Raw genomic sequence first — 18847 nt, 5'->3', positions numbered from 1 at the left:
GCTAACAGCTATCGTTTAAGGAGCATCTCAGGCGGCCGCTGCGCGGATTCGCGCGGCAGCACGTCGGCCAGCGTGAGCACCTCCAACCCCGTGTGCGCCCACAGGCGCTCCAGCGGCGGGGTGCGCGCCAGCAGCAGGCGCTGCACCAGCGGTTCCATGTGCGTGGTGGCTGGCTCGGCCAGCAGCACGTAGCGTGCGTCGGCTGCGTCGGACCCGTCGGCGGCCGTCTCGTCCACCCGCACCACCCAATCCAGCGCCGCCAGCACCGGCAGCACGGACCCCACCTGCAGCACATCCACGCGCAGCCGCTGGGCCAGCTCCAGCACGCTCAGCCCGTGGGGCGGTTGCTGGCGCGCGCGGTGCAGCTGCTGCAGCACCTCCACGGCCAGCAAGAAGGCCCAGCCCTCGCCCGTGGCGCAGCGCGCCACGCCGGCGAGCAGGCTCGGCAGATAGGCGGCCACCACCGCACCCAGCAGCACGATGACCCAGGCCACGTACACCCATAGCAGCAAGATGGGCAGCGTGGCGAACGTGCCGTACAGCACCGAATAGGTGGGTACCGACGCCAGGTACAGCGACAGCACTTTCTTGGCCAGCTCGATGCCCACAGCGACGAACACCCCGCCCGCCCAGGCGTGGCGCCAATGCACCTGGGTGTTGGGCACATAGCGGTACAGCGCCGCCATGCCGGCGGCCAGCACGAAGAACTCGATCGCATCGAACAGCAGGCGCGCTCCGCCCGGCAGCGTGTCGCCGATACCGCGCGACGCGGCGCTGGCGACCGAGGTGGTCAGCGCCAGGCTGGCCGCCAGCACCAGCGGACCAAGCGTGAGCGCGGCCCAGTAGATCAGCACGCGCTGGCCCAGCGGGCGCAGGCGCTGCACGCGCCAGATGTTGTTGAGCGTGCGGTCGATGGTGAGGATCAGCGCCAGCGCCGTCACCATGAGGATGAACAAGCCCGCCGCGCCCAGGCCATGCGCCTTGGCGGCGAACTGTGTGAGGTAGCCCAGCACCGGGCGCGAGATGCTGTCGGGCACCAGGCTGTCCACCAGCCAGCGCTGCAGCACGAGCTGCATCTCGGCAAACATGGGGAACACGGTGAACATGGCCAGCGCCACCGTCACGAACGGCACCAGCGACAGCAGCGTGGTGAAGGTGAGGCTGCTGGCCGTCAGCCCCAGGCGGTCCTCGCGAAAGCGCTCGCGCAGCGTCTGCGCGGTGGTGCGCCAGGGGAAGTGGGAAAGCTCCACCAGCCACTCCTCGGCACGCACTGCAATGGACTGTAGGGACAACGACATGACCGATATGATGCCAGCCCCATGCATCGCGAAACCCTGCCCCCCGCCCCCGCCCTGCACATCGCCACCGACGTGGCGGCCACGCGCTGGCTGGCCGTGGGCAGCCTGGCGGCGCTGATCGTGCTGTGCCTGGCCTGGGAGCTGTGGCTGGCGCCGGTGCGCCCGGGCGGCTCGTGGCTGGCGCTCAAGGCCCTGCCGCTGGCGGTGCCGCTGGCCGGGCTGCTCAAGCGGCGCATGTACACCTACCGCTGGGTCAGCCTGCTGGTGTGGCTGTATTTCACCGAAGGGGTGGTGCGCGCCTGGAGCGACCCGGCGCCCGGCAACTGGCTGGCGGGCCTGGAGATCGTGTTGTGCCTGCTGCTGTTCACCGCCTGCGCGCTGCATGTGCGGCTGCGCCAGCGTGCCGCCAAGGCGGCCCGCGCCGCCGCGCCTGCCTGAGCGTACGGAGCCTTTGCCTGACATCGACTGGATTGACCGCCATGACCACTGCCCTGCTCGACACCCTGCGCCGGATCGTCGGCGCCGCCCATGTACTGACCGAGGGCGACCTTGCCGCCTATGAACAGGACTGGCGCAAGCGCTCCCATGGCAAGTCCCTGGCCGTGGTGCGCCCGGGCTCCACGGCCGAGGTGGCAGCAGTGGTGCGCGCCTGTGCCGATGCCGGCGCGGCGATCGTGCCGCAAGGCGGCAACACCGGCCTGTCGGTGGGCAGCACGCCCGACGGCAGCGGCACGCAGGTGGTGCTGAGCCTCACGCGCATGAATGCGGTGCGCGCCATCGACCGCGACAACCTCACCATGACGGTGGAGGCCGGCTGCATATTGCAGGCCCTGCAGGAGACGGCCGAGAAAGCCGATCTGCTGTTCCCGCTGTCGCTTGCCGCAGAGGGCAGTTGCACCATCGGCGGCAACCTGTCCACCAATGCCGGCGGCACGCAGGTGGTGCGCTACGGCAACACGCGCGAGCTGTGCCTGGGCCTGGAGGTGGTCACGCCCCAGGGCGAGGTGTGGAACGGCCTCTCCGGCCTGCGCAAGGACAACACCGGCTACGACCTGCGCGACCTGTACATCGGCAGCGAAGGCACGCTCGGCATCATCACCGCGGCCACCATGAAGCTCTTCCCCCAGCCCGCCGCGCAGCTCACCGCCTGGGCCGCCGTGCCGTCGATGGCGGCGGCCGTGCGCCTGCTGGGCCTGTCGCATCAGCACCTGGGGGCCGGGCTCACGGGTTTCGAGGTGATGGGGCAGTTCGCGCTGTCGCTGGTCATCAAGCACATGCCGCAGCTGCGCGTGCCGTTCGCCGGGCTGGACGGCGCGCCACCCTACTACGTGCTGCTGGAAAACAGCGACAGCGAATCCGAGGAGCATGCGCGCCAGCGCTTCGAGGCGCTGCTGGAACTGGCCTTCGAGGACGGCTGCGTGCTGGACGCCGTGGTCGCCGAGAGCCTGTCGCAAGCGCATGAGCTGTGGCATATCCGCGAGAGCATTCCGCTGGCCCAGGCCGAAGAAGGCCTGAACATCAAGCACGACATCTCGATCGCCGCGTCGCGCATCCCCGCGTTCGTGGAGCACACCGATGCGCTGCTGCAGCGCGAGATTCCCGGAGTGCGCCTGGTCAACTTCGGCCACCTGGGCGACGGCAATCTGCACTACAACGTACAGGCGCCCGCGGGCGGCGATGCGCGGGAGTTCCTGCGCACGCAGGAGGACCGCGTCAACGCCCTGGTGTACGACGCGGTGGCGCAGTTCGACGGCTCGTTCTCGGCCGAGCACGGCGTGGGCGTGCTCAAGGCCGACAAGCTGGCGCAGTACAAGTCGCCCGTGGCCTTGGGGCTGATGCGCGCCATCAAGCAGGCCCTGGACCCGCAAGGCATCATGAACCCGGGCTGCATTCTTCAAAAATGAGAGCTGTTGGCGCTTGTCTAGCAAGCGCTGGAGCCACTTTTCATTCAAGACCATGACCCCACGCCCCATCCGCCACCAATACGAAGACCTGATGCGCCATGTGTTCGAACATGGCACGGCCAAGGGCGACCGCACGGGCACGGGCACCAGGAGCGTGTTCGGCCACCAGATGCGCTTTGACCTGGCCGAAGGCTTTCCCCTGGTGACCACCAAGAAGGTGCACCTCAAGTCCATCATCCTGGAACTGCTGTGGTTCCTGCGCGGCGACAGCAACGTGCGCTGGCTGCAGGAGCGCGGCTGCACCATCTGGGACGAGTGGGCGCGCGACGACGGCAGCCTGGGCCCCGTGTACGGCGTGCAGTGGCGCAGCTGGCCCACGCCGGACGGAGGCCACATCGACCAGATCCAGCAAGTGATCGACACCCTCAAGACCCACCCCGACAGCCGCCGCATCATCGTGAGCGCCTGGAACGTAGCCGAGCTGGACCAGATGGCGCTCATGCCCTGCCACGCGTTCTTCCAGTTCTACGTGGCGCCATCGCAGGTGGCTGGTGAGCCGGGCAAACTGAGCTGCCAGCTCTACCAGCGCAGCGCAGACATCTTCCTGGGCGTGCCGTTCAACATCGCGTCGTACGCGCTGCTCACGCACATGGTGGCGCAGCAGTGCGACCTGCAGGTGGGCGACTTCATCTGGACCGGCGGCGACTGCCATATCTACAGCAACCATTTCGAGCAGGTGCAGACCCAACTGGCGCGCCAGCCCTATGCCTACCCGACGCTGCAGATCAAGCGCCGGCCCGCATCCATCTTTGATTACGCCTACGAAGACTTCGAAGTGGTGGGCTACGAACACCACCCCGCCATCAAGGCGCCGGTGGCGGTCTGAGGCGGGACGAACAGCCATGCAAGTGAACCTGATCTACGCACGCGCCGCCAACGGCGTGATCGGCAAGGACGGCACCATGCCCTGGCACCTGCCCGAAGACCTGGCGCATTTCAAGGCGCTCACCCAGGGCCACCCGGTGATCATGGGCCGCAAGACCTGGGACTCGCTGCCCCCGCGCTTTCGGCCGCTGCCGGGCCGCGCCAACATCGTCGTGACGCGCCAGGCCGACTGGCAGGAAAGCGGCGTCCAGCGCGCATCCAGCCTGCCTGAGGCACTCGCCTTGGCCCAGCAGTCCGGCAGCACCACGGCATGGGTCATCGGCGGCGCGCAGATCTACACCCAGGCCCTGCCCCTGGCCACGCGCGTCGAGGTTACCGAGATCGCGCGGGACTACGAGGGCGATGCCTACTCGCCGGCCCTGGGACCGGAATGGGTGGAAACGGCCCGCAGCAACCATGTGGGCGCGGGCGGCCTGCCCTACGCCTTCGTGACCTTCGAGCGCCGCGGCTGACGCCCGCGCCTTTATCACTCTATTTTTGATAGCTGCTTGCGCTTGCTGCAAAAGCGCTGGAGGCCAAAAACATGCAAATCGCCACCTGGAATATCAACAGTGGCCCCACATCCTCCAACGACGTGTCAGCAAAGTATTAAATCTCCTTTGCTGACAATGAGTTATTGGATCATAGCGTCTCACGAGAGCGCATCCAAGCGCGTGATCTGCCGGTAGCTACGCTGGTAGCTAGGCGGATTCTCTAGGTCTAGCTACCAGTCCTGGAACGGCGTAGAGTGTCTCCAATATAGCCGCAGGTGAGGCCTTGCCTGGGGTGGGAGACGCAAACATGGGCAAGCAAGTTCATTTACTCGACGACATCCAGATCAAGCACTGGATGAAGCAGGGAGCGCCGGTCGCCAAGTCCGATGGCGACGGACTGACGTTCACGCTGTCCGCCTCGGGAACCGCGGCCTGGGTGCTCCGGTACAGCCTGCCAGGTAGTCGTCGGCGAGAGCTGACGATAGGCAACTACCCGGACGTTTCCCTTGCTAAGGCCAGGCAGATAGCGCGCGAGGAACGCGCAGCCATCGACCGAGGCGAAGACCCCGCGAACCGTAAGAAGGTCGTGAAGATGGAGTCCAAGATGTCTTGGACGGTCCGCGCGCTGATTGCAGACTTCAAGGAGAAGAAGCTCGGTCCGGACGATCTCGCCGTGGGCACCATCTACTACCGCAAGTGGGATCTGGAAAACGTGATCCTACCCAAGCTCGGCTCGATGCGCGTGGACAAGGTTTCGCCAGCCCACGTCGTGCATGTCATCGAATCCGCGGAACGCAGTTGGACCGTATCGAAGCGGATCCTGACCTCCTGCAAGCAGTTGTTCGCACACGCTTGTGGCAAGAAGCTGATCTATTCGAATCCGGCCCTGGGGATCGACATCACCTCCTTGATGGGACCGCGTCCACCCGTGCGCAAGCGGGTCATGCTCTCGGAAGACGAACTCTGCATCCTGCTGAAGGACATCGAGGACATCGGCTTCGAGAACGCCCTGGCCTTCCGGATCTTGCTGGCGACCTGCGTCCGCTCCGTCGAACTGTCGAAGGCCCGCTGGGAGCACGTGGATCTCGACAAGGGAGACTGGTGGGTGCCGGATACCGTGGTCAAGACACGGGCAGGCTTTCTCGTGCCCCTCACGCCCACGGTGGTCGGTTGGTTCAAGGAGCTCAAGGAACTGGCGGGCGACTCCGATTGGGTGCTGCCCTGCCGCGTGGAGCGCCGCAGGCGGCGCTTCGGCGGCGACATCCATGTGGGCGGCACGACCTTGTGGGCCGCCATCACGCGCGCTTTCGAGCGGGGCGACATCGAGATCCGGCGCTTCACGCCGCACGACACGCGCAGCACGGCCAAGGGCCACATGCGCAACATGGGCATCAGCCGGGAGATCTCAGAGATCGCGCTCAACCACGTGCTCAAGGGTGTGGAAGGCATCTACGACGTTCGCGAGGAAATACCCGAACGCCGCGTGGCGCTCGAACGCTGGGCCGAGTTCATCGCCAGATGCGAAGCTGCTGCGAACCGTCCCCAATGCGTGCTGGCCGCTTGACGGCCGCCCAAAGGAGACCGCAAAGCGCTCGCCGATTCCTCAATGGCGTAGAGCCATGCGGTCCGTCCGGCCCTGGCCCAACCGTCGACGTCCTCGCAGATACCTCGGAGCGGCAAGCGCTGCGTTCGATGGCCCGGCTATCGGCCACAGCGCTGGCTGTGAGCGCAGTCCCCGCACAGATGCGGAGCCCCGTTCGCACGTGGCTGAAGGGCTCCCCTCAGCAGTTGCCTGCGACGCCTGGCCAGCGCCACCACCTCTCGCGCGGGCAAGAGGCGCACGCGTCGGCAGCCTAGAAACCGCCCGTCCGGGGCCTGAATGAGCACGTACGCATGCGACGCGACGGGTTGCCCCGACTCGCTGCCCAGCGCCATCCGCTGCGCAGACAGCTCGATCACGTCCGAGGGATAGGCCCGCGCATGCGCGCGCGTCTTGAGCTCCAGCAGCACGAACACCCCATCCCGGCGCCGGTACGCACGGTCGACCTTCGCTGAAATCGCCTCTGGCTCCCCGACGCGGAAAGGCCGCTCGCTGTAGATGAGCTCGGCGCGCCGCAGCTCTCCGGGAAGGCGGGCCCAGCCGTTGGGGCGGCCCATGAGCCAACGCCGTGCGCTCCACAGCAGCAGGCCGACAGCAAGCCCGCATGCGACGACCACTTCAGCGGACATGATGCACCTCCATGCGCCGGCAGCGCCACCCTGCGTACCAGACCATCAGCGACAGGGCGTGGCGAAGCGGGATGCAGGCCCACGGATGGCGGCAAAGCCAGGCACAGACGAGCGGCGCTGCGCGGTAGTACCACACGATCAGGCGGCATCCCGGGCCGCTGGTGCGCAGCACGCCGTCCCGATAGCGTCGCAGGACCTCGGTTTGCGGGGCGGCACTTCCGAAGATGTGGGTCGCGATGAAGCACCGGCCCCGCCGGCCGGGCCGCTCCGCCGCGGCCTGCGCGTCGAATGCGGCGTGCAGGCGCAGGCCCCGCTGGAGCGCTTCGTGCTGCGCGGCGGAGACCTTCCGTCCGTGGCGGTGATCCAGAGCCACCCTGCGCTCGCACATGCCCATGGCGGCCAACTCGGATGCACTGACACCGCTGCTCTCGCCGCGATCCATCGTTCCATGTCCCATACCGCCCCCTATTCGCCCAGCGGCTCGGCGAACACCAGGTCGGTCACGGCACCGGACCCGAAGCCCGCGGGGGCAACTGCTTGCGGCGCCTCTGTGGCGGGACGGCCCGCGATCGCCTCCCCTGCGGGCGCCGGCGCCGGCAAGGTGACGGCGCGCAAGCCCTCATGTGCCAGCAGACGCAGCCGGTTCACCCGCTTCACGCCCTTGCCGAACCGGATCAGGTCGTCGTAGAGCGGCGGGTTGTCGTCCCGCGACATCTCGAACAGGAGCCGGATCGTGCCATCGTTGCGGCTTTCCTCGCTCATCGCACACCTCCGGCATCGGCGCCGCTGCGGCCGGCAAGGTAGTTCATCCCCGCGATCTGAAACCCGCGCACGTTGGCGAACATGCCGTCCCGGAGCACCAGCACCCGCTGGCGCGGAAACGCCGCCCGGACGGCGCCCTTGAACAGATGGACGCCGCCACCGGCCATCACGATGTTGTGGAAGCCCGTCGCATCTCCGATCCAGTGCAGCATCGACGAGATCGCCTGGCCGGTGATCTTCTCGACCATCGGCCGCATCCGTTGCAGGTCGTACGGCCGCTGGTAGATCGTGGGCGCCCTGCCCGCTCGCAGCGCCGCATCGACCGCATCGAGGTCTCTGTACTGAACGCCGATGTCCAAGGTGATCTCCGAGGCCAGTGCCTGAAGCACGTCCGCAACGCCTCGGGGCACGGAATGGCTGCGCTTCTGCACGAAGCGCACGCCCCGCGCGACCACCCAATCGAAGGTCCGGTATCCGGGGTCGAGCACGAGACTGTTCTCCCCCGCGATCCGGTCCATCTTGCCGGCGACGGACGCGAAGTAGACCAGGGCACCCTGCGGCTGCGCGACCGCCATGGTCTTGTGCACGACCACCCGACGGCCTCCGCCGACATCGTGCGTCCCCGTCATGGCCCGCTCGAGCTTTGCCTTGCGCGCCGCCAGCAGTGCCACGGGCAGACCGACGACGAGCAGGTGTATCTCCGACACCTTCATCATGCGAAGGGCACCCCTGAGCAGCGCCAGGTACTCCGGCGTCTCCGTGTAGCGGTCGTGCATCTGGGAAGGCCGGAAGGCATCGCCGGCGAGCACGACATCCGGCCCCACCTCGTAGAACAGGCCGCCAATGGGGATGCACATCGTCGCGCGGCTCTCGATCGCGGCGGCCTTGGAGGAATCCCTCGCCGCCGGATAGCACAGCGAAGGAAAGCTCGTGCACCGGATCTCGGTGCCGGCCACCCCCGTGACGAACTTGGTATGGCCGAACCCGACGTCTACGGCCCTGACCACTGGATTCATATGGTTCTCCTGAACTGTGTTGCGAAACGGGCGGCCATCGACGGCGCCCACGCGGACCGCGCCTGGGCATCCCATGATTCCGTTCGGGCGCGACTCCACCCCGACCACGGTCTCAGTTCGTCCCGCGCCGTCCCATACAGGCCGGGCGCTGCGCATTCCGTCTCACCACGGTCTCACGGGAGTCCCACGCGTCAAGGGGGCGTCTGGGATCGGAGGGCTCGGCCCGAGGCTCATTCCCTCAGGGGCGCTTCAAAGAGCCCGGAGGTCACGCTGGGGTCCAAGGCCGCGAGGTCTGCATGCTCGCCCCCGTCCTCGCTGCCGAGGGCGGGACCGGCTTGCGCCGGCGCTGGCGCGGCGGGACCCGACAGCTTCAGCTGGCTCGCCAGCAGACCGTCATGGGCCAGGGTGCGCAGCCGCGCGACGCGCCTGCGCCCCTTCTTCAACTGCACGAGTGCGTCGAACAGGAGAGGATCGTCGCTGCGGCTCAGCTCCAGGGTGACGCGGATGCGCAAGGCCTGCGACCGGCGTGTCTCATCGCTGTCCATCTCGGTCCTCGCCGGCAGTGCCCTGGGCCTTGAGGAGGTTGTCCCCCGCGATCTGGAAGCCCTTCACGTTGGCGAACATCGGCTCCTTCACCACGTAGATCTTGTGGTTCGGAAACGCCGCCTTGACCGCGTCCTTGAACATGAACGCGCCGCCACCGACGAGGATCACGTTCTGGATGCTGTAGTCCTCCGTGATCCACTCCATCATCGACGAGACGGCGCGGCGCGCGACCGCGCGCGCGGTCGGCAGGATCGGAGCGAGGTCGTAGGGCTTCTGGTAGATCATCAGCGGCTTGCCGGTGCGCAAGGCCGCATCGATGGCAGGCAGGTCGCTGTAGGGCCGGCCGATGTCGCTGCTGATCTCCTGGGCGATCGTCTTGAGGACATCGGACATGCCGCGGTTGACGGAGTTGCTGACCTTCAGGACCAGCCGCATGCCCCGCGACAGCAGCCAGTCGAAGGTGCGCGAGCCCGGATCGATGATGAGGCTCTGCTCGTGCTCGATGCTCTTTTGCTTGTGGTACGCTGCCGTGTAGTAGACGAGTGCGCCCTGCGGCTGGGCCACGGCGACGGCCTTCCTCACCTCCACCGTCTTGCCGCCGCCGAGATCGTGCACGCCCACCATCGCCTTCTCCAGATAGGCCTTGCGTGCCTGGAAGGACGACACCGGCAGCCCCACCACGAGCAGGTCGATCGCGCTGAGCTTCATGTAGGCCATCGCACCGCGCGCCAGCGCCATGTACTCGGGCGTCTCGACGTACTGGTCGTGCAACTGCGTCGCCCGGAAGGTGTCCGCCGCCAGGTGGACTTCCGGCCCGACCTCGTAGAAGGTTCCGTCGATCGGGATGGCCACCGTCCTGCGGCGCTCGGCTGCCGGCCTCGTCGCCGGGTCCTTGGCGCTGGTATAGGCCAGCGACGGGAAGGACGCGCACTTGATCTCCTGCTCCGTGTGCCCGACGACGAACTTCGTGTTGCCGAAGCCGACGTCGATGGCCCTGACGATCTTGCTCATTGCAGGCTCCTTGCCGTGGACACAAACATCCGAAAGGGTCGTCTACCGCGCTCCGGATGCGCAACGAGAAAGTCGAGCGTTTGTGAGCGGATTTCGCCGACAGCTCCACCGGACGGCCCGCGAGGCATGCCTTGGTGCCGGTGCGCGCCACGGCGGCGCCTGTGCGCAAGCCTGCGGCGGCGCAAGCCGAGGTCTGGCCGAAAGGCGTCTGCCCCGGTAGCGGGCTCCGCCGCCGACCGCCCGCGGCTTCGCCCGCTGGCCCGGCGCAGTGGCACCAGGTGCTTCAGGGCAGGTGCCGTCAGGCCGCTCTCGTCGACCGGTGCATGATGGGTCTGCACCGCGTCGAATTCCCGCGCGAGCCGGAAGGACGTCGCCGCTGCGCCAGCGCAGCCGATGCGACCGGCCTACCCAAGCGAGTTCCTGTCAACGGCCGAAGAGCGTGGGCTCTGGGCATCGTCGCCAGCCTGCCTTCGAAGTGGCGCGCGCCGGTGCGTGGCCTGAACTACCCCGGCAATCCGACATCAGCCATCCCACCGATCGGATGGAACCCTGCAGGCGGTACGCCACCCCGGGCTGGGCCCTTCCGCTTGAGCTCGATGCTCTCGCGGCTGGCGTGGCGGGTGTGGTCCTGCGCGATCGGTTCCAGCGCCTGGCGCCGCTTCGGCTGAAGTTGCGGCTACGGGTGCCGGGCTCAATGCCTGCAGCTTGCATTCGTCGCTGGCTGATCTCAATCCACCTTTGCAGTCCGCAGCCGTAGCGCATTGACAATGACACTGACGGACGACAGCGCCATGGCGGCGGCGGCCACCACGGGCGAGAGGAGCATCCCAAGGAAGGGATAGAGCGCGCCCGCGGCGAGCGGAATGCCCGCCACGTTGTAGACGAAGGTGAAGAAAAGGTTCTGCCGGATGTTCCGCATGGTGGCGTGCGACAGCTTCCGCGCACGGACGATTCCCGTCAGGTCGCCCTTGAGGAGGGTTACCCCGGCGCTTTCCATCGCCACATCCGTCCCGGTGCCCATCGCGATGCCGACCTCGGCCGCGGCAAGCGCCGGCGCGTCGTTGACACCGTCACCGGCCATGGCCACCACGCGGCCCTCGCCCCGAAGGCGCTGTACGATCTTTGCCTTGTCCTCGGGGAACACCTCCGCGACCACTTCGTCAATGTCAAGCTCTCTGGCAACGGCGTCCGCCGTGGTCCTGCCGTCGCCCGTGAGCATGACGATGCGCACGCCGGCTTCGCGCAGTCCTCGCAGGGCCTCCGGCGTGGTCTCCTTGATGGGGTCCGCGATCGCCACGAAGCCCGCCAGGCTGCCGCCCAGCGCAACAAAGATGACCGTCGCCGACCTGGCACGCTGCTTCTCCGCCGCCGCCTCCAAGGGCGAAACGTCGATGCCGCGCTCCTTCAGGAACTTGGCTGCCCCGCTGATCAGGTCCACACCGTCGACCCGTCCGACGACGCCCTTGCCCACGGGCGAGTCGAAGTTGCTCACTTCGGAAAACGGGAGCTTTCGTGCCTGGGCAGCCTGGACGACTGCCATCGCCAGCGGATGCTCGCTCGCCCGCTCCACGCTGGCCAGCTTCTGGAGCAGGTCGTCGCGTCCAAAGCCTTCGGCCGCCTCGATGTGCACGACCTTCGGCCGCCCCTCGGTCAAGGTCCCGGTCTTGTCCACGACCAGGGTGTCGACCTTCTCCATTCGTTCGAGGACCTGGGCATCACGGATCAGCACGCCCTGTTGGGCCCCTCGGCCGACGCCCACCATGATGGACATGGGCGTGGCCAGCCCCAGGGCGCAGGGGCAGGCGATGATGAGTACGGCAACCGAAGTGATGAGCGCGTAGGAGAGCGAGGGGTCGGGACCCCACACCAGCCAGACGACGAAGGTCAGCAAGGCCACGGCGATGACGATCGGCACGAACCAGGCCGCCACTTCGTCGGCCATGCGCTGGATCGGCGCGCGGCTGCGCTGTGCGGCCGCCACCATGTGGACGATCTGGGAGAGCAGTGTGTCGGCACCGACCTTGTCCGCCCGCATCACGAAGCCGCCCGTCTGGTTAAGGGTGCCGGCGGTGACCTTGGAACCGGCAGCCTTGGGCACCGGCATGGGTTCACCCGTGACCATGGACTCATCGACCGTTCCCTTGCCCTCGATCAGTTCCCCGTCCACGGGCACCTTCTCGCCCGGCCGCACCCGCAGGCGCTCGCCGACCTGGATGGTGTCGATCTGGACCGTCTCGTCGCTGCCATCCGCCCGCACGCGCAGGGCCGTCTTCGGCGCCAGGTCGAGCAAGGCCTTGATGGCGCCCGACGTCTTCTCGCGCGCGCGCAGTTCCAGGACCTGACCGAGCAGCACCAGCACCGTGATGACAGCCGCTGCCTCGAAGTAGATTGGCACCGCGCCTTCATGGCCCCGCAGTTCGGCGGGAAACAGGTCGGGCGCAAGCGTGCCGACGATGCTGTAGAGCCAGGCGGCACCCGTTCCCAGCGCGACGAGCGTGAACATGTTGAGGCTGCGGTTCCGGATCGACGCCCAGCCGCGCGCAAAAAACGGCCAGCCTGCCCAGAGGACCACCGGCGTGGCAAGGAGCAACTGCAACCAGTTCGAGGTTTGCGCCGGAAGGAGATGCCAGCCCACGAGGTGACCGCCCATTTCCAGGACGAACACGGGCAGCGCCAGCGCCAGCCCGATCCAGAACCGGCGCGTCATGTCGCGCAGTTCGGCGCTTTCGCCCGTGGTGCCCGTCGCGATCACCGGCTCCAGCGCCATTCCGCAGATCGGGCAGTTCCCTGGTCCCCTCTGGCGGATCTGCGGGTGCATCGGGCACGTGTATTCCGCATCCTTGTCACCTTTGCCCGCCGCTGCAGGTGCAGCCAGCGGTGCCGCCGCGTGATGCCGATGATGGTCATGCCCGTGCTGCGCAGGTCCGGGTCCGCCGTGGCCGGGCGGGAGGCCGACCGGCTCCAGGAACATTCCGCACTTCGGACACTTCCCGGGCTCCGCCTGTCTCACCTCCGGATGCATCGGGCAGGCGTAGCCCGCGCGCGGCGCCGGAGCCATTGGCTCGGCGGCGCGAGATGGCCCCTCGTGCTCGTGATGGCTGTGAACATGTTTGGCGGAGGAGGAGGTCGCGTTCTTGTCCATGGCTTGTATGTCGCTCCCACCAGGTGCAGGCCAAAATTCACCCATGCGCCCGGCACAAAACTCTCGGAGATAAGCCGCAGCGGCAGCGGCGCTCTTGGCCCTGCCGTTCCGACCGCGGACCGCACCTGCGGACAACCCTGGATGCAGACCCTCTGTGCGATCGCCACCATCCCAGCCACGGCTACCGGGATCGACACCTGTTTCCCAGGGATGTCGGCCTTCGATCGCGGCAGGTCTTTCCCTGCCGGCTAAGGACCTTGCGATCGTACTGCCGCAGTGCCTGTGGCTCATGTCGAGGACTTTGAGACGACCCATCAGGAGTTCACGTCGAGGTTGATGGGGAGACTATCGACCTTGACACTGTGAGAGGGTCAAGCGTCTTCCGTAGCCGTCCAGGGTGGGGCTGTGGCTGGGCGAGGAGCTGCAAAGGGGCGTGCCGAGAGCCGTCTGGACAAAACTTCCGCTCGCCATGCGGTCAGACCGCCCTTCGCCGCTGCTTCAAGGACAGTTCAGGCGCCCGCACTTCGAAGCGCTCGCTCCGCGCCGTTGTTCGAGCATCCTTCAACTGCGGCCTTCGCCTCATCGCGTCTCACGCCGTATCGCCGGCGCCGCCTTCCAGGTCGGATTCACAACCAGAGTCATACCCCCTCTTTGTCAACCCCCTCTCGCGCGAGCGCCCCCCAGGGGGAATCCAGACATAGAGCGGCCTCGCAGGAAGCTGTGATCGCCACCCCGAAGCCCCGCGCATGGCCTTGACGACGCCGCAGCGCCGGTGTCCACTGAGGGCTCCCGAAGGCTCCTTGCCCTCGCTCCCATCGGTGGAGCGCAAAAAGGCGTAGCGGTCGTTACCCGCCCCTCATGTCCCGGCCCCGAGCCCGGACCGAGTCCTGCCACAGAGCAGCACTCCGAGGAATCCATTCGTAGTGAAAGCCCGCGACCTGCCAGCCCTTGCGGCTGGGCGTCCTCCAAGGACGCGTCGCGGTGCAGGTCAAACCGTTCGCCGGGCACCCGATGCCCAGGCACTGTTCCCGCCACCTTCCGAGCACGCGCATCGCGCGGCACACGGTCGTGCTTGCCCTGATGGGCTCCACGTGTGTCCCCGCTCGGACATCTGACGCTCTCCGGCCACGGTCAGGAGAGCGACCCAGCAGATGGGTGGCGCTACGAATCCAGCACTGATCCCGCAGACGTGCACCGGCCAGACCGGTGCGCGGCGCTCACGGACCTCCAAGGCCGTGAACCTCCAAGGTCATTGGCGCACCCCACCCTGTGTTTGCCGCGGAAACGCGCGCGCAGGACCGGATCAACCCGTGTTCATTTTTAAGAACGACCGCGCCGCCGCGCTGCCCCTGGCAGCCGTGCAGCGAAACCCTGGGTAGGTGCCGTGCGGCGTGGCCGCGCACGGCGCTCGACGCATCGGCCACCGTCCGCCGCTGGCACCGGAATTCCCCAGCGACGGCACGCAACACCCCCCGGATTTCCTTTCACACCCGATGGCACGCGCTCGGGACGCGGGCCGCACGACAGGAGAGAGACCGATGAATGCCCATGCCCCTTCGCCCACCCGGAACCGCAGGCGGCCCGCGCGGCCGAAGAACACATCCCGCCGCCACCCCGGGCGGCGCCACCGGGACTGGTCGGGCCTGAGCGCCGCCGACGTGCTGGCCCGCCATCCGCCGGGATCGACGCCGCCCGAGGAAGTACTGGAGATCCTGCTGAAGCTGTTCAACGAACAGCACACGGCCATGCTCAAGAGCGTGTCGCACAAGACGCGCCACGACCGGGCGGTGTTCCTGCGGCGCTTCCTGCGCGACCTCCAGGCCAAGGCGGGGTTCCCCACGATGCCCGACCCGCGCAACATCGGGGGGCGCCACATCCAGGCGATGGTGAGCCTGTGGCGCCAGGATAGGCTCGCGGCCGCGACCATCCAGACCTACCTCAGCTTCCTGCGGGGGCTGGCGCAATGGATCGGGAAGCCAGGGCTCGTGCGCAAGCCGGACGCCTATGGCCTGGACGTCACGGAATACCAGCGGCACGAAGTCGCGCAGCGCGACAGGACTTGGAGCGGTGCCGGGATCGACATCGAAGCCCTGATCGCGCAGGTGTGCGCCTACGACCGCCACGTGGGAGCGGCCCTGCGGCTGATTCGTGCCTTCGGGCTGCGCCGCAAGGAAGCCGTCATGATGCGGCCCCATGCCTGCGTGGTGCCCTTCTCGGCCACCAGGCTGCCGCCGGAGCGCCAGAAGGCCGAGAGCTACCTCTGGGTGTGCCAGGGCAGCAAGGGGGGCCGACCCCGTTTCGTGGCCATCGCCACGGCGCAGCAGCGGCAGGCCCTCGCGTATGCGAAGTCCGTGGCCGGTGCTGCCGACGCCCACTTGAGCAACCCGTCGCGCGACCTCAAACAGAACCTCAACCACTTCAGCTACGTGATGCGGCGCTTTGGCCTGTCCCTCAAGGAACGCGGCGCGACCGGCCACGGGCTTCGGCACGAGGTCTTCGTGGAGGTCTGGGTGAATGGCACCGGCACCCAGCCCCCGGTGCGGGGAGGCACGCTCCCGCCGAAGGATGTGCGGGAGGCCGCGCAGCAGGATATCGCCGAGATGGCGGGCCATGCCCGCAATCGCGCGGCCGGGGCGTACATCGGATCGGTCCGCGCGCTGCGTCCTACGGCACGGGCCACGGTGGACGGCCCGTCCCGCGGCCAGGGCACGGCCGGCGACGAAGGCGCTGCGAATCCCTCTGCCGTCAGGCAGCCATGAAGGGGAAGCCCGAGGGGTATTCGGCGGTCCATGCTGCTGCAGCGCCTGTGCTTCGCCGCAGCAACGGCCAGACTGCCCCGGCAACAAAAACGCCCCCGGCGTCCGCAATGGACCAACCGGGGGCGCAAGCTACATGGGCTTCGCGAGGCTCATGGCATCGGCAACACCTCGAAGTCCTCGTCGGGATAGATCCGGGCGCCGCGCCGCCGCGCCACGCCCACGGTGATTTCCTCTTCGCTGACCCCGTACCGCCAGAGGGCAGCGCAGCGGGCAAGGGGTTCGTCCGTCTCGCTGACCTTACCGATGTCCACGGCAACGCCGTCGCGGACCACGAGAACCCGCCAGTCCTTCATGTTCATGCCTTGTACTCCTGTCGTCGATGTGCCCCGGACGGGGCGGTTGTGCTTGAGTAGGCCGCCCTCTCGGCCCTGCGCGGGCTGGGGGGGCTGGCCCGGGGATCAGGCACCCTCGGCCACGGCCTCTTTGGGCTGCGGATCAGCGGCGTCGGCGTCTGCATCGCCCTCGCCGGTCCCGGCCGCGCCCGGGGCGTCGTCTGCTGCGCCGGCCTGCGGCCCCGGCACGTCGTCGCTCTCGCCTTCGTCCTCGTCGGCGGGTGCCGCATCCGGCTGCGCCGCATCGTCCGGGGACGGCAGGCGCAGCATGGCGGGAAGCCATCCGGTCGCGGCGACCGCCTGCTCGGCACCGCTGGCCGCTGCGTCCTTCTTGAGCGCCTGCAGCGGGGCGGCGGCCTGGGCGCTGACCGCCTCGGTCACGACTTCGGCGATGCGGGCCTTGGACACGTGGTTGAAGTAGGACCCCGCCGTGGCCTTCCACCACTTGCTCATGTCCAGGCCCAGCGCCAGGGCAAGGCCATCGGTGCGCTGCTTTTTCGGCTCGGAGGGATAGACGCCGCTGACGGTGAGCGCGACCAGGAAGGTGAACAGGCGCGAGATGGCCGCCGCATCCAGGGTGAGCATCCAGGGCAGCACGGCATCCACCTTCTGCGGCAGCAGCGCCTGCCAGTGCTTGCGCTCGGCCTCCAGCGCCTGCCACGCCGCGCATGCCTTGATGTCGTCGGCGTCCTGGTGCAGGATCGCGTGGGTGTCGGAGACGCCCAGCGTGAGGGGATCGCCGCTGCTGTACAGGTGCTGGTAGCCGTCGATCAGCAGCTTGGTCGCCATCTGCGCAGTGGCCACCGCGACCGCCACGTCGGGACGGCCCAGCAGTTCCGCCTGGATCGCCGCGACACGGTGCGCGGTGAGGTTGCGCGTCAGGCGGTCGGAATGGACGGGCCGGGTCTTCGCGGCGGGCAGGGACACCAGCGCGGGATCGCCCTCGCCGGCCAGCGCGCTGCCGTTGCGCGTGGCCTGGGCCAGTTGCGCCATGTCGGCGCGGTCGTCCGGGCGGATCAGGCCGTAGCGCACGGCGGGCGCGGCATCGGTGCCCACGTAGACCACGCAGCCCGCCTGCGACATGAGTTCGGGCGGCCAGACCGACAGCGCCTCGGTGATCGCCTCCATCTTGGCGTTCAGGTCGTCGCACTCGGCTTCCAGGCGGCGGTACTCTTCCTCGGCGGCGCTGTCGTCTTCCTCCTGGTCGCAGATGTCGTCCATGCGCTGGGTGCGCTCGGCGACCTGCGCCTCCAGGTTGTCCAGTTCGGCGGCTTGCTCGGCGCTGGGCTCGCGCGCGGCCTTGCGCAACTCGCCATGCTTGGCGTATTCGTCGCTGACGTAGCGGGCGCGGACGTCCACCCACTTCCAGCCCTCGGCGCCGACCTGCTTGGCCTTGCGCTGCAGCTTGGCCACGGCCAACTGGTCGAGCAGCACCGGGTCGAGCAGGTAGACCTTCTTCTCGTCTTCGCTGAACAGGTCGCGCCGCGTGGGACCGCCCGCCTTCTCGTAGGCCTTGACCGTGACGTAGCGTGCCACGGGGTTGCGGTCGGACTCGATTTCTCCCTGCGTGAGGATGCGGCGCAGGTGGTCGGGGTGGCGGTTCCACGCATCGAGCCCGGCCCAGGCCTGTTCCTGGCGTTCGTGGTCGTCCACCGAGGCCAGCACCATGAGGCATTCGAGGTCGATCTTCTTCTCGCGGTACTGCGCCATGAGCTTGGGGGACACCGAGGCGAGCTTCATGCGGCGCTTGACCACCAGCGGCGTGACGCCGAACGCCGCCGCCACGTCCTCGACGGACCTGCCCATGCCGATGAGCTTGGCGAAGGCGAGGAACTCGTCGGCCGGGTGCATCGGCACGTGGTACGTGTTCTCCGTGAGGCTGGACAGCAGCCCCCGGTCGGCGGGCACGACCAGCACGGGCACGGGGTAGTTCTCCGGCAGGTCGCCTGCGGCCACCAGCAGCCCGATGGCCTGCAGGCGGCGGCCGCCCGCGCAGACCTCGTGCAGGTTGCGCGGGCCCTTGACCGCGATGAGGTTCTGCAGCACGCCGCATTCCTTGATGGAGGCGGCCAGCTCGGTGAGGCTCATCTGCGGCTTGCCGCCCGGCGCAGGGCTGGGCGTGCGTGCCTGGTAGTCGACGGAAAGGACCAGCTGGTTGAAGGGGATGTAGGTGCGCGGCGAGGCCTCGATGATGGCCTCGACTTCCGCTTTGGAAATCTTCATGGGTGCTCCTGATGGATGGACGCCGGACGCGGCGGGATGCCTCGTCCGTGAGTCCAGGTTCTCACCCGCCGGCGCTTCATCAAGGGCACGCGCGGCTGCCCCCCCGCAGCGGCGCGCGGGACCGGCTGGCGCGGCAACGGGAGCGCC

General features: G+C 68.1%; 16 protein-coding genes. 6 read left to right on the top strand and 10 right to left on the bottom strand.

Annotation, left to right across the window (positions count from 1 at the left end):
• Positions 1-8: 8 nt before the first annotated feature.
• A complete protein-coding gene (locus BV908_RS17430; protein WP_103738762.1) occupies positions 9-1298 on the bottom strand; it encodes a YihY family inner membrane protein in 1290 nt (429 codons plus the stop codon).
• Between the two features lie 21 nt (positions 1299-1319).
• On the opposite strand from BV908_RS17430, the gene BV908_RS17425 reads away from it, so the two are divergent.
• The 5 genes from BV908_RS17425 to BV908_RS17405 all read left to right on the top strand — a co-directional run bounded on the left by BV908_RS17425 (position 1320) and on the right by BV908_RS17405 (position 6184).
• Complete coding sequence (locus tag BV908_RS17425) at positions 1320-1736, top strand: DUF2069 domain-containing protein (protein WP_011804631.1); 417 nt, start codon at positions 1320-1322, stop codon at positions 1734-1736.
• A 41-nt stretch (positions 1737-1777) separates the two neighbouring features.
• On the top strand, positions 1778-3202 hold the full coding sequence (locus BV908_RS17420; protein ID WP_103738761.1) for an FAD-binding oxidoreductase: 1425 nt from the start codon (positions 1778-1780) through the stop codon (positions 3200-3202).
• A gap of 52 nt (positions 3203-3254) precedes the next feature.
• Positions 3255-4088 (top strand): thymidylate synthase, encoded by an 834-nt coding sequence (locus tag BV908_RS17415; RefSeq protein WP_047351250.1) that lies wholly within the window; start codon positions 3255-3257, stop codon positions 4086-4088.
• Between the two features lie 16 nt (positions 4089-4104).
• On the top strand, positions 4105-4599 hold the full coding sequence (locus BV908_RS17410) for a dihydrofolate reductase (protein WP_103738760.1): 495 nt from the start codon (positions 4105-4107) through the stop codon (positions 4597-4599).
• Between the two features lie 328 nt (positions 4600-4927).
• On the top strand, positions 4928-6184 hold the full coding sequence (locus BV908_RS17405; protein ID WP_059400437.1) for a site-specific integrase: 1257 nt from the start codon (positions 4928-4930) through the stop codon (positions 6182-6184).
• 137 nt (positions 6185-6321) lie between these two features.
• Here the strand turns inward: BV908_RS17405 and BV908_RS17400 are convergent, their stop codons facing one another.
• The 7 genes from BV908_RS17400 to BV908_RS17370 form a co-directional block, all read right to left on the bottom strand.
• Positions 6322-6849 carry a hypothetical protein gene (locus tag BV908_RS17400; protein WP_059400436.1) on the bottom strand — a complete coding sequence of 176 codons (528 nt, stop codon included), beginning with the start codon at positions 6847-6849 and terminating at the stop codon, positions 6322-6324.
• Positions 6839-7291: a CFI-box-CTERM domain-containing protein gene (locus BV908_RS17395; RefSeq protein ID WP_059400435.1), complete on the bottom strand. Its 453-nt coding sequence runs from the start codon at positions 7289-7291 to the stop codon at positions 6839-6841. The genes BV908_RS17400 and BV908_RS17395 overlap by 11 nt, the downstream gene beginning before the upstream one ends.
• 23 nt (positions 7292-7314) lie before the next feature.
• The gene (locus tag BV908_RS17390; RefSeq protein WP_059400434.1) at positions 7315-7611 is read right to left on the bottom strand and encodes a hypothetical protein; all 297 of its coding nucleotides are present in this window, start codon (positions 7609-7611) and stop codon (positions 7315-7317) included.
• On the bottom strand, positions 7608-8627 hold the full coding sequence (locus tag BV908_RS17385; RefSeq protein WP_059400433.1) for a PRTRC system protein D: 1020 nt from the start codon (positions 8625-8627) through the stop codon (positions 7608-7610). The genes BV908_RS17390 and BV908_RS17385 overlap by 4 nt, the downstream gene beginning before the upstream one ends.
• A 230-nt stretch (positions 8628-8857) precedes the next feature.
• The gene (locus BV908_RS17380) at positions 8858-9172 is read right to left on the bottom strand and encodes a hypothetical protein (RefSeq protein WP_059400432.1); all 315 of its coding nucleotides are present in this window, start codon (positions 9170-9172) and stop codon (positions 8858-8860) included.
• Positions 9159-10184, bottom strand: coding sequence for a PRTRC system protein D (locus BV908_RS17375; protein WP_059400431.1), 1026 nt, complete (start codon positions 10182-10184; stop codon positions 9159-9161). The genes BV908_RS17380 and BV908_RS17375 overlap by 14 nt, the downstream gene beginning before the upstream one ends.
• Positions 10185-10911: 727 nt before the next feature.
• Entirely contained in the window at positions 10912-13326 is a 2415-nt protein-coding gene (locus BV908_RS17370) for a copper-translocating P-type ATPase (RefSeq protein ID WP_092939584.1), read from the bottom strand.
• 1538 nt (positions 13327-14864) lie between these two features.
• Here BV908_RS17370 and BV908_RS17365 point away from each other — a divergent pair.
• Positions 14865-16085, top strand: a complete 1221-nt coding sequence (locus tag BV908_RS17365; RefSeq protein ID WP_059400429.1) for an integrase domain-containing protein — start codon at positions 14865-14867, stop codon at positions 16083-16085.
• Positions 16086-16234: 149 nt separating this feature from the next.
• Here BV908_RS17365 and BV908_RS17360 read toward each other — a convergent pair whose 3' ends face one another.
• Positions 16235-16444, bottom strand: a complete 210-nt coding sequence (locus tag BV908_RS17360) for a hypothetical protein (RefSeq protein ID WP_103738759.1) — start codon at positions 16442-16444, stop codon at positions 16235-16237.
• A gap of 99 nt (positions 16445-16543) precedes the next feature.
• Positions 16544-18700 carry a ParB N-terminal domain-containing protein gene (locus BV908_RS17355; protein ID WP_059400427.1) on the bottom strand — a complete coding sequence of 719 codons (2157 nt, stop codon included), beginning with the start codon at positions 18698-18700 and terminating at the stop codon, positions 16544-16546.
• Positions 18701-18847 lie beyond the last annotated feature (147 nt).

The sequence above is a fragment of the Diaphorobacter sp. LR2014-1 genome, assembly GCF_002916785.1.
Taxonomy (GTDB): Bacteria; Pseudomonadota; Gammaproteobacteria; order Burkholderiales; family Burkholderiaceae_C; genus Diaphorobacter; species Diaphorobacter nitroreducens.
The sequence above is the reverse complement of the archived record's forward strand: the minus strand, read 5'-3'. Positions and strand labels throughout refer to the sequence as shown.

Bases quoted from the DNA above. Each gene is read 5' to 3' on its own strand.
- BV908_RS17390 (WP_059400434.1), bottom strand. From the start codon at position 7,611: ATGAGCGAGGAAAGCCGCAACGATGGCACGATCCGGCTCCTGTTCGAG.
- BV908_RS17370 (WP_092939584.1), bottom strand. From the start codon at position 13,326: ATGGACAAGAACGCGACCTCCTCCTCCGCCAAACATGTTCACAGCCAT.
- BV908_RS17380 (WP_059400432.1), bottom strand. From the start codon at position 9,172: ATGGACAGCGATGAGACACGCCGGTCGCAGGCCTTGCGCATCCGCGTC.
- BV908_RS17425 (WP_011804631.1), top strand. From the start codon at position 1,320: ATGCATCGCGAAACCCTGCCCCCCGCCCCCGCCCTGCACATCGCCACC.
- BV908_RS17430 (WP_103738762.1), bottom strand. From the start codon at position 1,298: ATGTCGTTGTCCCTACAGTCCATTGCAGTGCGTGCCGAGGAGTGGCTG.
- BV908_RS17365 (WP_059400429.1), top strand. From the start codon at position 14,865: ATGAATGCCCATGCCCCTTCGCCCACCCGGAACCGCAGGCGGCCCGCG.
- BV908_RS17400 (WP_059400436.1), bottom strand. From the start codon at position 6,849: ATGTCCGCTGAAGTGGTCGTCGCATGCGGGCTTGCTGTCGGCCTGCTG.
- BV908_RS17360 (WP_103738759.1), bottom strand. From the start codon at position 16,444: ATGAACATGAAGGACTGGCGGGTTCTCGTGGTCCGCGACGGCGTTGCC.
- BV908_RS17405 (WP_059400437.1), top strand. From the start codon at position 4,928: ATGGGCAAGCAAGTTCATTTACTCGACGACATCCAGATCAAGCACTGG.
- BV908_RS17415 (WP_047351250.1), top strand. From the start codon at position 3,255: ATGACCCCACGCCCCATCCGCCACCAATACGAAGACCTGATGCGCCAT.
- BV908_RS17395 (WP_059400435.1), bottom strand. From the start codon at position 7,291: ATGGATCGCGGCGAGAGCAGCGGTGTCAGTGCATCCGAGTTGGCCGCC.
- BV908_RS17420 (WP_103738761.1), top strand. From the start codon at position 1,778: ATGACCACTGCCCTGCTCGACACCCTGCGCCGGATCGTCGGCGCCGCC.
- BV908_RS17355 (WP_059400427.1), bottom strand. From the start codon at position 18,700: ATGAAGATTTCCAAAGCGGAAGTCGAGGCCATCATCGAGGCCTCGCCG.
- BV908_RS17385 (WP_059400433.1), bottom strand. From the start codon at position 8,627: ATGAATCCAGTGGTCAGGGCCGTAGACGTCGGGTTCGGCCATACCAAG.
- BV908_RS17410 (WP_103738760.1), top strand. From the start codon at position 4,105: ATGCAAGTGAACCTGATCTACGCACGCGCCGCCAACGGCGTGATCGGC.
- BV908_RS17375 (WP_059400431.1), bottom strand. From the start codon at position 10,184: ATGAGCAAGATCGTCAGGGCCATCGACGTCGGCTTCGGCAACACGAAG.